Origin of the sequence: Streptococcus cuniculi (assembly GCF_004570575.1) — a bacterium.
GTDB classification, from domain to species: Bacteria; Bacillota; Bacilli; order Lactobacillales; family Streptococcaceae; genus Streptococcus; species Streptococcus cuniculi_A.
The window spans coordinates 246,864-259,788 of sequence record NZ_SPPD01000001.1 but is presented as its reverse complement, the minus strand read 5'-3'; the positions used below and the strand labels follow the sequence as shown (position 1 = coordinate 259,788).

Here is a 12,925-nt window from a genome sequence, read left to right as displayed (position 1 = left end):
GAAAATCAGAAAGGATTATCTATGAAACGTTTTGACATCATTGCGATTGGCGGAGGTTCTGGAGGGATCGCCACCATGAATCGGGCTGCAGAATACGGGGCAACTGCTGCTGTCATTGAGGGAAACCTCCTCGGTGGAACCTGTGTCAATATCGGCTGTGTGCCAAAGAAAATTATGTGGTATGGAGCCCAAATTGGAGAAGCCCTACATCACTACGGACCAGAATATGGTTTTTCATCAGATAAGATTCGCTTTGATTTTGAAACCCTAAAACAAAACCGTGATGCCTACATCGAACGCTCGAGAAATTCTTATCAAGGAACCTTTGAACGAAATAAGGTTGAAGTTATTAAGGGCTTTGCTCGCTTTGTTGATGAACATACGGTGGAAGTCAATGGGGAGCAGATCTATGCCGATAAGATTGTCATTGCAACAGGTGCCAAGCCCGTCCTAGCAAGCATTCCCGGTGGAGGGTATGCCAGTGTCTCAGATGATGTCTTTGCGTGGGAGAAACTGCCACAATCTGTCGCCGTTATCGGAGCTGGTTACATCGCTGTTGAAATGGCAGGTGTCCTCCATTCGCTCGGTGTGCAGACAGACCTCTTTGTCCGTCGCGATCGTCCCCTACGGGGCTTTGATTCCTACATTACAGATTCCCTCATCGCTGAAATGGAACGGACAGGTCTCGCCCTCCATACTCATAAAATTCCCCAGCTCATTAAAAAAAATCCAGACGATAGCCTGACTATTTACTTTGAGGACGGCAGCCAGCATACTGCTGAAAAAATCCTCTGGGCAGTTGGACGAAAGGCAAATATTGAACATCTGAACCTTGACGCCGCCGGCATTAGCACCACAGCCTCCGGTCATATTGCTGTCAATGAATTTCAAGAGACAAGCGTCCCACACATCTATGCGCTTGGTGATGTGACAGGTGAGAAAGAATTGACACCTGTTGCCATTAAGGCTGGCCGCACCTTATCCGAACGCCTATTTAATGGGAAGACAGGCGCCAAAATGGACTACCGCTTCATTCCGACTGTTGTCTTTTCACATCCTGCTATTGGAACAATCGGCTACACCCAAGAGGAAGCCGAAAAAGAATTCGGAGCTGAAAACATCAAGGTCTATACCTCTGTCTTTACCTCCATGTATACTGCTCTGGGAAGCCACCGCCAAGCTGCCAAGTTCAAACTGGTCACGACTGGACCAGAGGAAACCATCATCGGGCTTCATGGAATTGGCTACGGTGTTGATGAGATGATTCAAGGATTTGCAGTAGCGATTAAAATGGGAGCTACCAAGGCTGACTTTGATGCAACAGTCGCCATTCACCCGACAGGAGCAGAAGAATTTGTCACCATGCGATAACACAAGATACAAAGCCCGCTAAAAACTCAAAGCGAAAATAGAAACTACGACGAGTGAAAAGCTCCAGTGGAGGTTTTCAGCTGTAATCGGCTAAAGCCGAAACAGCTGCCTGTCTTTTTCGCACAGAGTTTAGGGCGTGTTCAATTAAACAAGATACGAGGGCGTGAAAAAAGCGAATGTACCACAAGAGTATCCGTATCTGTAAAGCAGGCATAGCCTGCAACAGCTACGGAAAAATGAGGAAACATGACAAAGCGTTAGATGAGCGTTTGCGGAGCAAACTCCTCTCTATCACCTCTAAAGGTATACAATATCCAAAGTCACAAACTTTGCTTGTCTCATTTTTATAGATGATTTCTGTGACAGCCGATAGAAAAAGGATTGACTTTCTGTGTCAATCCTTTTATAATTTCGTTATCCTATAAAAAAGAAAAGGATAACAAAATGCACTCTTCACGTACACTATCACTCATCTACCCTGCTATTGGCGCTGGATTGATTGCTGTCCTATCCCAACTCGTCATTCCGATTGGACCTGTTCCATTTACTCTCCAGACACTTGCTGTAGGTCTCATCGCTAGTCTCTACCCTCCCCAAAAAGCCATGACTAGTCTCATCCTCTATCTCCTACTAGGGGCTATTGGGCTACCTGTCTTTGCAGGATTTTCAGGAGGCATGGCGAGCCTCTTCGGTCCCACCGCAGGCTTTCTTTGGGGCTTTGTCCTCTATGCAGGAGTGACAGCACAACTGACAGTCCCTCATTCGAGCCTCATTCAGGTCTTTCTTGCCAATTTGTTGGGTGATGCCCTCTGCTTTGGCTTGGGGAGCCTTATCTTCTCCCTCCTAACCCAGAGCAATCTTGAAAAGACACTTGCCCTCACGGTCCTCCCTTTTCTCATTCCAGACTTGCTCAAATTGCTCCTCATTACCATCGCCCACCGACCACTCAGCCGCATCACTAGGTTCAATAAACAGTAAAGCCTACTAGCATCTATAGTGGATTGAGAAAGGAATAGAACAAGGAAAGGAGCTGCAGATAGAACTGGCGTTCATCAAAGCGACTTAATGATGCCCTAACCTTTATTCAATTCACTATACAATGAAGAATGGTGGGGCTTGGACATAGAAAGTGAGGATAAGCCAGTGGCTTATCCTCACTTAGTTCTTGAGCTCGGTTTTAACTAAAGCAACCGACAAATACGCAAACCTTGACATGACAGGCTCTGTTTCTAGGTTGCTGATTAATTCCGAAAAGCATCGAGCAAGACTTGAAATTCTTCATTGGATAGGGTGATTCCCTTGCCCATTTTACTGTGGTCTGGGCTCCACGTGCGTATATCGTACTTAGCAGGTGCGCCGTTAAAACTCACTCGATTCAATTCCTTGGTCCAACCTTTCTCGTTCTCTGATAAAACGAGTAACTTTTCTTCAATTTCAAATGTAAATTCTGCCATTTTTCCTCCTTATTTAGTCTATTCGTAAATCTTTATAAAAACTTGTCTTTTCTGAAAAATTCCGATATGATAATTGTATCAATCTTTGGAGCATTTTACCATGAAAAAGTTTCTAGCCTTCCTCCTTTATCATCTCAATGTCTTTTTAGGCAATCAACAGCCCCACACAGATACTCAGAAAGAGGAAAACGCCCCCTACCTTGACATCATTCAACTGGCTCTCTATAAAAAAACGGCGATTCACGTCATCTACGCTGGCAAGAGCTTCACGGGGGAGATTGTCACATTCGACCCCGACAAAGACCGGATGATTGTCAAAAATTTTAAACGCAATGTGACCAGTATTATCACGATCAGCGATATTCAGCGCATCTCCCTTGTACCAGAGAGTGTCCGAAAATCTCAACAATAAAGAAAGCAAACACCTGATGCACAAACATCAGGTATTTTTCTATTAAGCACGAATCGTTAAGGACTGACCGTCCTCTTGATAGAGGTTGATGAGACCTGACTTGCAGGCACGAACCATGTCCCCAGGATACACTTCCTGCGGTAGGTGAATGGTCAAGAGTTCCATCGGGCGGTTGGCACGTTCGATTGGTAGACCATCTGAATCCCGTAAGTCCCTAATGGTGGTTTCAAAATGTCGGAAACCGGGGCCATAAAACTCAACCTTGTCTCCCTCATGGATGACGTTGCGCTGGCGAATGGTTGCCGTCATCGTTTGCTGATCAAAGGCCACTACTTCTGCAATAAATTTGTACTCAGGAATCTTGCGACGTGCTCCAAATAATTGCTCATTTTCTGTCGGTGGATTGTAGTAGAATCCTGTTGCCAATTCACGTTGGGCAACCTTCCACATCTCATCGATTAACTCTTGCTTGATGGCTTCAAATTTCTCTGGACTCTCCAAGTAGGCATCAACTGCTGCCTTATAGCAGTTGGTCACAGTGGACACATAGTGAACCGACTTCATTCGACCTTCGATTTTCAAGCTATCAACCCCATTTTCAATCATATCTGGGATATGGTCAATCATACACATATCAACCGCTGACATCGAAAATTCTTCCGGCACTTGCCCCTTGATACTCCTGCGTTCTTCCCCAAATGGCAAGTCATAGAGATTATATTTCCAGCGGCAGGATTGGGAACAACCCCCACGATTGGCATCACGGTTACTCATATGGTTAGACAAGACGCACCGACCTGAGTAGGAAATACACATAGCGCCGTGGACAAAAGCTTCAATCTCAACGCTGGTCCGCTTACGAATCTCCGCTAACTCCTCCATGGTGACCTCACGCGCCAAGACCACCCGTGTCAAGCCCAATTCTTTCCAAAACTCAAAGGTTTCATAGTTGGTCGATGAGGCCTGAGTTGACAGGTGAATCTCAAGACCGGGTGCTTCTGTCGCACAAATCACAATTAGGGCAGGATCTGACACAATGACCGCATCAAGCCCCATATCCCGCAATTCACGAAACCAAGCTCCTGCCCCCACTTCATTGCCCTCATGGGTCACCATGTTGGCTGCGACATAGACCTTGGCACCGTGGGCGTGGGCATAGTCAATCCCTTCTTTCATTTCTTCCATTGAGAAATTCCCAGCACGACTGCGCAAACCATAAGCCTGACCACCGACAAACACGGCATCTGCTCCGTAATCAATCGCTACTTTTAGTTTTTCCAAGGTTCCAGCAGGTGACAAGACCTCTGGACGTTTTAATGTTCTCTGTGTCATACTGTTTCCTATTTTACCTTATCCTTATCGTATTCGTAGAAGCCCGTATCTAGCCCTCGCTCTTTGGGATGCAATTTACGGACTTGTTCATCCAACAAAAAGGCTCTGTCATAAGTCAATTCTCCTGCCTCGGCCAAATCTCTGGCCTCAACAAAGAGCTTGGCAATCTCAACGAAATTCTGCCCCGGACAGTAAATCCCATCCAATTTCCAATGATGATAACCATGTTCAACCAGCTCGTTTAATTTCGTCATCATATCAATATCATTATTGATAAAGATATGGGTGCCATGCTTGTCTTCGTAAATCGAATAATGGCTGTCTGGATCACTCGGTTCTGCTAAGAACAACCCACGCTGGCGCGATAAATCCGTCTCATCTGCCTTTGTAAAATTGTAATAATTCTGCAAGAGCGTCCGTTTTGAATGATGGATCACAGATGCACCGTAGACCAATATTTCTGCTGGAATTTCCAAATTTTTAGCAATATCAAACAATTCCTCAGACGGAATTTCCCTTGCTAGGACGGCACCAACTGCACCGTGGTCTTTCCAGAAGTTAATCTGACGGCTCGAAGTGACAAAAACAGATGTGTCATAAATCAGTTTGAAATGGTATCCGTCCCGCTTGTTGATGTAAAAAATCCCCGTATCACCGACCACCAAGTAATCCACCTGAATTTCCTTCATCAATCCCATAAAAGGCTGAATGTTGTCCATCATGTCTTGGTGCATGAGGGCATTGGCTGCAACGGTTAATTCTTTGCCCGCTTCATGCGTCAGGCGAGCAATTTCACGCAATTCATCATAGGTAAAGGAGTGCGGAATCCGCAAGGCATGGTCCTCTTCTCCCACATAAATACGATCCACTCCCGCTTCTAATAGTTGTTTGACTTGTTCAATACTTTCAGCAGTTGCTGTAATCACAATTTTTTCCATAACCTTAATTATAACACAAATTATCGCATTCCTCAGTAGTTGCCCTGATTTTAATGTTCAGACTTTTCTCATTTTTTTGTAATGAAAATGTAACAATTCTGTTACAGAAAACCAGCATTGTTATGGTAAGCTTAGTAGGCACAAAGGAGACGATATGGCACTTAGACAATATCGGCCTGACCATTACCAGTATGACGAGTCTATCCCGAGAGAGACACAGCAGGCCACTTATCAAGCATATCACGTAACCGAGCCAGCTAGAGAACGAATCAAGGAATTTTTCTTCTTTTTAAACATCGCTATTTTTAGTGTGATTACGGTGATTGCTACTTACATTTATCTTTCAAACGGCGTTCCTATCTTTTTGGCCTTTATCTTGGCCATCCTAACAGGACTATTCGGATTAAAACTCGTTCAATTGTTCATCAAGAAAAAACTATATCAATCAAAAAAACAGAACTAAGGCGAAACGATTAAGCAAGGTTCTGTTTTTTGCGAGAGATAAGATGACCAGATATAGTCGTTCCGTTTTGATTTATCAAAAAAATCTGCACTTGCGGATTTTCAGATTGAAGAAAAAGTCTATTTTGACTCATTTTCCTCAATCTTTTTTCTTTTGCTAAAAACTCTTAGAAATACCACTATATCAGTATTTTTAAGAGTTGCTTCAAAATGATATTCACACGTTGAATTTGTTATTTTTCTGTCGCTTAGAGGGTTTGTCTATGTTCTGAAAAATCCGCAGATGCGGATTTTTCAGTCTTCTTCTACTACTGGCAAGTTGATTTCGATGTCTTCTGTTGTGACTGCCAGTTCTGCTGGAGCAGCTGCCGAATGTGGCAAGGTTCTTGCCTTTTCTTTGATTGATTCTACTAAATCGTTGGTCGTTACGTTTTGCTCGGCAATTTTTTCTTTGATTTGCTCAAATTTTTCAAGGGATTGTGCCTTGAAAATTTGGGCTTTTTCTTTACCCGATTGAATCAAATCATCTACTGTCACCTCGCCTGTCTCCAATTGCCCCTTGACCGTTTCATATTTATCAACTGCTTGCTGACCCAAATCTTGGGCTTTTTGCATCAATTCTGCATTAATTTCTTCATGATTTTCTTGGTAATCTTTGGCAAAGTTGACCACTTTCTTTTTGACTGCTTGACCTGTCTTAGTTGCAAGAAATGCTGCCGCTGCAGCTCCACCTGCTGCACCTAACAGAATGCTTGTAAAAATACTAGACTTTTTCACCATGTTTTGCTCCCTTCTTTCCTAAAATGGAAGATAATTTACTCATTGCTGCCAAGGCTCCACCTGCTTTGACTGTACGTTGACCTGCTGAACGTGCTTTAATTGTCAAATCACGGGCAGACGTGTTGAGGTCTGACACCGATTCTGACAAATCAGCTACAGCCACAAATAGGGGATCCAAGGTTGCGACCTTACCATTCACATCTTCTACGAGAACATTGGTCTTGGCCAACAGTTCATTGGTCTGGTAGAGGGTCACATTGACATCACTTGTCAATAGATTTAAACTGTGTTGGGCTTCCTCTACCACATTTGATACTTTCCTTAACAAGAGGATAATATAAACCGCAACAGCAGCAAGGGCTACTGCAATAATAAAAACAGATACTTCAATCAACATAACAAATCTCCTTTTTCTTCATCTCGATAGTAGGGAAGGTCTCTCCTACGGCGATACATTCCTAGGACAAGAGCTAGAACAATCAAGAGGGCAGACAGCCATTGCGAGACGCGTAAGCCGAAGAGCATCAAGCTGTCCGTCCGCATTCCTTCGATCACAAAGCGTCCCACTCCATACCAGATAAGGTAAAAGAGGGTAATCTCACCCTGCTTGAGGAGCCTCTTGCGCCTGCGTAAGAGGCAGATGAGGACAAAGCCACAGAGATTCCACAAGGATTCGTATAAGAAGGTTGGAATGCGATAGCTGCCATCAATATACATTTGATTCTGAATAAAGGCTGGCAGGTAATCAAGACTTTTGACACTGGCCCCGTAGGCCTCTTGGTTGAAGAAATTTCCCCAGCGCCCAATAGACTGAGCAATCAAGACAGATGGTGCTGCCACATCGAGAAAATCCCAAGTCTCAATAAAGCGATGGCGGGTAAAGAGGACCAGGGTCAAAAAACCTGCCAACAGACCACCATAAATGGCGATACCTCCTTCCCAAATGGCAAAGATGGATAGCAAATCATCCTTGTAGAGATCCCACGAAAAGATGACATAGTAAAGTCTCGCACCAAGAATGGCTATGGGAAACGCAATTAAGATAAAATCTACAATATCCTCAGATAAAATCTTTTTCCGAGGTGCTTCTTTTGAAGCTAGAAAAACTGCAAGAATCACTCCTGTCATGATACACAAGGCATACCAGCGAATTTCAAGCGGGCCTAATTTTACAGCAATTGGATCAATCATCGGCTACTCCTTATTGCTTTCAATCAGGCTACCTAGGCGTTTTTCAAATTCCTTGGTCGCATCAAAGCCCATTTGTTTAGAACGATAGTTCATGGCTGCGGCTTCAATAACGACAGAGATATTGCGCCCTGTTTTCACTGGAATGCGGATTTGCGGAATGGTAATTCCTGCAATTTCAATCGCATCACCACCATTACCCAAGCGGTCAAAGATCTTGCCTGTTTCATAATTTTCAAGGTAAATCGCAAGCTGGACTTCAGATGATTCCTTGACAGCGCTCGCCCCATAGAGGCTCATAATATCAATGATTCCTACCCCACGAATTTCAAGTAAGTGTCGGAGGATTTCAGCTGGTTCTCCCCAGAGGGTCACATCGTCCTTGGCATAGACATCGACACGATCATCTGCGACGATGCGGTGGCCACGCTTGACCAATTCAAGACCCGTCTCGCTCTTACCAATTCCTGAGTCTCCTTGAATCAAGACCCCCATCCCATAGATATCCATTAACACACCGTGAACGCTGGTACGCTTTGCAAGGCGAGAATCCAAGTAGGACGATAATTCACCTGCCAAACGGCTGGTTGCCGTCTGGCTTTGAAAGACCGCAATTCCCTTTTCTTTCGCCGCCTGAAACATCTCCTCAGGAATGTCCAAACCACGCGCAACAATGACAACCGGCGTTTCAGGCTGAAACATTCTCCGCAACACCTGATAACGATTGTGAGACGTCATCGCCATCAAGTAAGACCATTCCTTCATGCCCATGAGCTGGATTCGCTCGGGAGCATAATAGTCAAAATACCCCGTCATCTCAAGTCCAGGACGTGTGATATCAGATGTGATAATCTCTTTTTCCAGTAACGCTTCTGTGCTGTAGGCACTGCTTACACGCACATTGTCAATCAACTCTTTGACAAAAACTGCCATATCATACCTCTCTACTCTATAAACATCAACATCTGACGAGCTTCCACAATCAAGAATTGTGGAAGGTAGGAGATAGTACTAGCAAAGCTAGCCACCTCTAAACCGAAGGTCGTTGAAATAGTTGATAACCATTTCAAGTTGGAAATAAGAAAAGTATCTACTTTTCTTATAAGTTCAACAAGGTGCGTTAACAACGTCAGATGTTCATTTTTGACGAGTATCATTTCTTTACAGACTATTATACCACAAGATAGGAGGAGAAACAAAAAGGGAGTGAGGAAAGTCGATTTCTAGGAAATCAGCTCTCTCACTCTCTACCATTTATGCTTATGAATCTTTTCAGCGTCTTTTATCTTACGAGGTCCTGTTCCGTAACGCTCTGCGTAGACATCTTCTTTAAAGGGAAGTAAAACAGCAGCGAGGATATAGGATGCAATAGCCAGTAAGCCAATACGACCAAACAAACAGATAATGACAAAGATGATTCGTGTTAGGCTTAGCTCCCAATGGAAGCGACTAGCAAGTCCTGCTAACACTCCAGAGACGAGCTTGTTATTGCGCTGTTTATAAAATCCGAATGACATGTTGTACTCCTTTCACGATAATCGGACTGGTCACTGTTTTGATATGAAGGCGGAGGAAATTATCTCCTTTCTTTTCACAAAAATAGGGACTGGTCTTCTTTTTCTTATTGATTACCAGCTGACCGACTGAGCTTTCAATCTTGCCATGCAAGCCTTGATGTTTGGGAACTTGCAAATAAATCGGCGCTTTGACGAGTTGCAAGAAGAGGTGCTGAGACATGTGGTTCATAGCTGTAATGCGGATATCCTGTTGTTTTTTATCCGTCGCACTATGAATGGATACATCTTCAAATGGAAGATAGTCTAATCTCGCATCTGCTCTCCCCAACTCTAAATTCAAAATCGACATCCACTGATCTGGTAGGGAAATTGTCATCTGACAAGGAAGATTGGAAGCAAAATGCAACCCTTTATTTTCAACATAAATCTGAGGTAAAAAGGCTTGATTGGTCTGTTGTGGGTAGACAAGCTGAATCTGAACTTGGTCTGCTTTGTTTTTCACAAAGGCCAGTTTGCCTTCTGACACGCTAATAAAAAGGGATTCAATGTCCGAAAAGGCATAATCCTGTTTTAGCTTGGATGAAGAAAAAATTTTCAAGCTCGGAAGTGTAAAACTCAAACGTGGCTTTTCTTCCTCGACTAAAAAATCTGGCTCTTCATCAAACTCTAAAAAGCAGGCACGTGCTTCTTCCTTTGTCAGAACACCTTTTTCATATAATTCTATCAATCGTTTTTGTGGTTCTCGTGCCATGTTCTCACCTCGATTCTCTTCTATTATATCATAGACAAGCCAAAAGAAATCAGCCCAAGGACTGATTTCTTTTACTACCTTCTATCAGTAATCCATGGCACTTACCACAACGATATTTTGCTGTGTTCACACGCCGTTTTCGTGGATAGACTTGACCACACTGCTGGCAGCGATAGAGATACGAAACAGCATTAGGCAAAGCAAGCGGTGGCGCATAACGCACTCCGTCGACTGCATGTAATAATTCCTTGAAATCCCTATCCTTGTGGCGATAGCCTTTTTTCTCAAAGTACAGATGATAATGGCAGAGCTCATGGCGGACAATCTTACGAAACAAGTCTTGATCTGCTTCATAGTAGCGAGGATTGAAGTCCAAGTGTCCGTCCTTGGGAAAGAAACGGCCGCCTGTCGTTTTTAACCGATGATTCCAATGGGCTTCGTGGCGAAATTCTTTTCCAAAATCCTCACGGGAAACCTTGCGCACATACTCAGTGAGATTCATGAGGCGGCACCAAGCTAAGATTGACTTTTTCACGAATCGTGTCCAATTTGTAGACCCAGACTGTTACCAAATCTCCAACAGAAACCACTTGACTTGGGTGTTTGATAAAGTTTTTGCTCATATTTGAAATGTGAATCAAGCCGTCCTCGTGGATACCAATATCGACAAAGGCACCGAAGTCGACGACATTGCGAACCACGCCTTCTAATTTCTGACCGATTTCCAAATCTTTGAAATCAAGGACATCTTGACGAAGAACAGGTGCTGCAAAATCATCCCGCAAATCCCGACCTGGCTTGAGCAAATCAGCAAGAATATCTTTCAAGGTTTCGTTCCCAAGGCCAAGCTCTGCAGCCATTTCCGTCACTTTCACTGTCTTTAATTTTTCCTGAGTAGCTTCATCCAGCTGCTGAATATCGAGTAAGTCAAAGAGTTTTTGAACAGCTGGGTACGACTCTGGGTGAACCCCTGTATTATCCAGAAAATTGCTCGCTTCAGGAATTCGCAAGAAACCAGCCGCCTGCTCAAAAGCCTTATCTCCCAAACGAGGAACTTTTTTCAACTCAGCTCGCGAGGTTAAAGCTCCGTGTTCTTCCCGATATTTGACGATATTTTCAGAAATGGTCTTGTTGAGACCAGCCACGTGCGCCAACAGTGCTGGACTGGCTGTATTGATATTGACACCGACCTGATTGACCACCGTATCCACTACAAAATCAAGGCTTTCTGATAATTTCTTCTGGTTGACATCGTGCTGGTATTGACCGACACCGATTGATTTCGGATCAATCTTGACCAACTCCGCAAGCGGATCTTGTATGCGACGAGCAATGGAGATAGCTGAGCGTTTTTCAACGGTCAACTCTGGAAATTCATGTCGCGCTAATTCAGAAGCCGAATAGACCGACGCCCCGCTTTCATTGACAATCACATAGCGAACATCTGGAAAATCTTGGAGCACTTCTGCCACAAAACTCTCCGACTCGCGACTAGCTGTTCCATTTCCGATGGCGATAATTTCGATGCCGTATTGCCCAATCAAGTCTGCAAGCTCTTCTTTGGCTTGGGCAATCTGAGCTTGAGAAGCTGGTTTGACAGGATGAATGACATGGGTCAATAAAAGCTTTCCAGTCTGATCTACTACTGCCAGCTTGGCACCTGTCCGAAAGGCTGGGTCAAATCCCAAGACCATTTTTCCTTTCAACGGTGGAACCAACAGAAGATTGCGGAGATTATCTGAGAAGAGGGCAATCGCTCCTTCTTCAGCTGCCTCTGTCAATTCAGTTCGAATCCGACGTTCCATGGCTGGCAAGATTTTCTTCTTGACGGCTTGGCTAATGGCTTCGGTGATATGGGCATTTTTTTGTGGAAAACGCACTTCAAAAAAGCGGAGAATTTTCTCAATATTGTGCTCAAATGAGACTTTTAAGGCACCTAGTTTTTCCCCACGGTTGAGGGCAAGTGTCCGATACCCTTGCATATTTGCCACTTTTTCAGAAAAATCATAGTAAATCTGAAAGACTTGCTTTTCATCAGCTTCTTGGTCTTTTAATTGGGACTGGAGGGTGGAATATTGCAAGACCTCATGATAGGTCCAAGCCCGTAATTTCACATCTTCTGAAATGGCCTCCACCAAAATATCGACTGCACCAGCTAGACAGGCTTCTGCCGTTTCAAAACCTTCACAGATGAAGGAAGCAGCCTGCGTCTCCAAGTCTGTGACATTTTGCAAAATAAGACGTGCCAAGGGAAAAAGCCCTGCTTCACGTGCAATAGTCGCCTTGGTTCTACGCTTTTCCTTGTAAGGCAGGTAGAGCTCTTCCACATCAGCTAGTTTCTCTGCTTCTGAAATAGCCTTGCGCAACGAGTCCGTTAATTTTCCCTGCTCCTCAATCTTCGCTAAGACCGTCTCCTTGCGGTCTGCAAGAGCTGTTAAAGACTTGTCCAAATCGATAATGGACTTGATGACAACTTCGTCCAAATTCCCTGTCATCTCCTTGCGGTAGCGGGCAATAAAAGGAATGGTATTTCCCTCTGCTGTCAGGGTCAGGATCGTTTCAATCTGCTTTACACGAACACCCAAATCTTGGGCTATTTTCAAATATTTTTCTTCCATAATCCCTATTATACCATGGATATGGGAAAGAACAAAGGGAGAACAGGTGGGATTCGGAATGCCAGCCTGTACCTCTGAAAATGTGTCCGAGCAAAACTACAA

At 44.1% G+C, this 12,925-nt stretch carries 15 protein-coding genes; 4 read left to right on the top strand and 11 right to left on the bottom strand.

Annotated features, from left to right (window positions below; all coding sequences use genetic code 11):
* Nucleotides 1–21 precede the first annotated feature (21 nt).
* Both gorA and E4T82_RS01225 read left to right on the top strand, forming a co-directional pair.
* The gene (gorA, locus tag E4T82_RS01230) at nt 22–1,371 is read left to right on the top strand and encodes a glutathione-disulfide reductase (protein WP_135181087.1); all 1,350 of its coding nucleotides are present in this window, start codon (nt 22–24) and stop codon (nt 1,369–1,371) included.
* Nucleotides 1,372–1,815: 444 nt separating this feature from the next.
* Nucleotides 1,816–2,349 carry a biotin transporter BioY gene (locus tag E4T82_RS01225; protein ID WP_135181086.1) on the top strand — a complete coding sequence of 178 codons (534 nt, stop codon included), beginning with the start codon at nt 1,816–1,818 and terminating at the stop codon, nt 2,347–2,349.
* 263 nt (nt 2,350–2,612) lie between these two features.
* Here E4T82_RS01225 and E4T82_RS01220 read toward each other — a convergent pair whose 3' ends face one another.
* Nucleotides 2,613–2,825 (bottom strand): YdbC family protein, encoded by a 213-nt coding sequence (locus E4T82_RS01220; RefSeq protein ID WP_075098449.1) that lies wholly within the window; start codon nt 2,823–2,825, stop codon nt 2,613–2,615.
* Between the two features lie 100 nt (nt 2,826–2,925).
* Here E4T82_RS01220 and E4T82_RS01215 point away from each other — a divergent pair, with 100 nt between their 5' ends.
* Entirely contained in the window at nt 2,926–3,237 is a 312-nt protein-coding gene (locus E4T82_RS01215) for a hypothetical protein (protein ID WP_135181085.1), read from the top strand.
* Nucleotides 3,238–3,279: 42 nt separating this feature from the next.
* Here the strand turns inward: E4T82_RS01215 and E4T82_RS01210 are convergent, their stop codons facing one another.
* Both E4T82_RS01210 and E4T82_RS01205 read right to left on the bottom strand, forming a co-directional pair.
* Nucleotides 3,280–4,569 carry a peptidase U32 family protein gene (locus E4T82_RS01210; protein WP_135181084.1) on the bottom strand — a complete coding sequence of 430 codons (1,290 nt, stop codon included), beginning with the start codon at nt 4,567–4,569 and terminating at the stop codon, nt 3,280–3,282.
* A gap of 8 nt (nt 4,570–4,577) precedes the next feature.
* The gene (locus E4T82_RS01205; RefSeq protein ID WP_135181083.1) at nt 4,578–5,507 is read right to left on the bottom strand and encodes a peptidase U32 family protein; all 930 of its coding nucleotides are present in this window, start codon (nt 5,505–5,507) and stop codon (nt 4,578–4,580) included.
* Nucleotides 5,508–5,661: 154 nt separating this feature from the next.
* On the opposite strand from E4T82_RS01205, the gene E4T82_RS01200 reads away from it, so the two are divergent.
* On the top strand, nt 5,662–5,970 hold the full coding sequence (locus E4T82_RS01200) for a DUF3270 family protein (RefSeq protein ID WP_135181082.1): 309 nt from the start codon (nt 5,662–5,664) through the stop codon (nt 5,968–5,970).
* 293 nt (nt 5,971–6,263) lie between these two features.
* Here E4T82_RS01200 and E4T82_RS01195 read toward each other — a convergent pair whose 3' ends face one another.
* The 8 genes from E4T82_RS01195 to E4T82_RS01160 form a co-directional block, all read right to left on the bottom strand.
* Nucleotides 6,264–6,749: a YtxH domain-containing protein gene (locus tag E4T82_RS01195; protein ID WP_135181081.1), complete on the bottom strand. Its 486-nt coding sequence runs from the start codon at nt 6,747–6,749 to the stop codon at nt 6,264–6,266.
* Nucleotides 6,733–7,146 carry a DUF948 domain-containing protein gene (locus E4T82_RS01190; protein WP_135181080.1) on the bottom strand — a complete coding sequence of 138 codons (414 nt, stop codon included), beginning with the start codon at nt 7,144–7,146 and terminating at the stop codon, nt 6,733–6,735. The genes E4T82_RS01195 and E4T82_RS01190 overlap by 17 nt, the downstream gene beginning before the upstream one ends.
* Nucleotides 7,140–7,940 carry a prolipoprotein diacylglyceryl transferase gene (gene lgt, locus E4T82_RS01185; protein WP_135181079.1) on the bottom strand — a complete coding sequence of 267 codons (801 nt, stop codon included), beginning with the start codon at nt 7,938–7,940 and terminating at the stop codon, nt 7,140–7,142. Before lgt ends, E4T82_RS01190 begins: the two co-directional genes overlap by 7 nt.
* Before the next feature lie 3 nt (nt 7,941–7,943).
* Nucleotides 7,944–8,870 carry an HPr(Ser) kinase/phosphatase gene (gene hprK / locus E4T82_RS01180; protein WP_135181078.1) on the bottom strand — a complete coding sequence of 309 codons (927 nt, stop codon included), beginning with the start codon at nt 8,868–8,870 and terminating at the stop codon, nt 7,944–7,946.
* Nucleotides 8,871–9,184: 314 nt separating this feature from the next.
* Entirely contained in the window at nt 9,185–9,454 is a 270-nt protein-coding gene (locus tag E4T82_RS01175; protein ID WP_135181077.1) for a PspC domain-containing protein, read from the bottom strand.
* A complete protein-coding gene (locus E4T82_RS01170; RefSeq protein WP_135181076.1) occupies nt 9,435–10,205 on the bottom strand; it encodes a hypothetical protein in 771 nt (256 codons plus the stop codon). The genes E4T82_RS01175 and E4T82_RS01170 overlap by 20 nt, the downstream gene beginning before the upstream one ends.
* Before the next feature lie 49 nt (nt 10,206–10,254).
* Nucleotides 10,255–10,707 (bottom strand): SprT family protein, encoded by a 453-nt coding sequence (locus E4T82_RS01165; protein ID WP_135181075.1) that lies wholly within the window; start codon nt 10,705–10,707, stop codon nt 10,255–10,257.
* Nucleotides 10,694–12,823 carry a Tex family protein gene (locus tag E4T82_RS01160; RefSeq protein ID WP_135181074.1) on the bottom strand — a complete coding sequence of 710 codons (2,130 nt, stop codon included), beginning with the start codon at nt 12,821–12,823 and terminating at the stop codon, nt 10,694–10,696. The genes E4T82_RS01165 and E4T82_RS01160 overlap by 14 nt, the downstream gene beginning before the upstream one ends.
* Nucleotides 12,824–12,925: the final 102 nt, after the last annotated feature.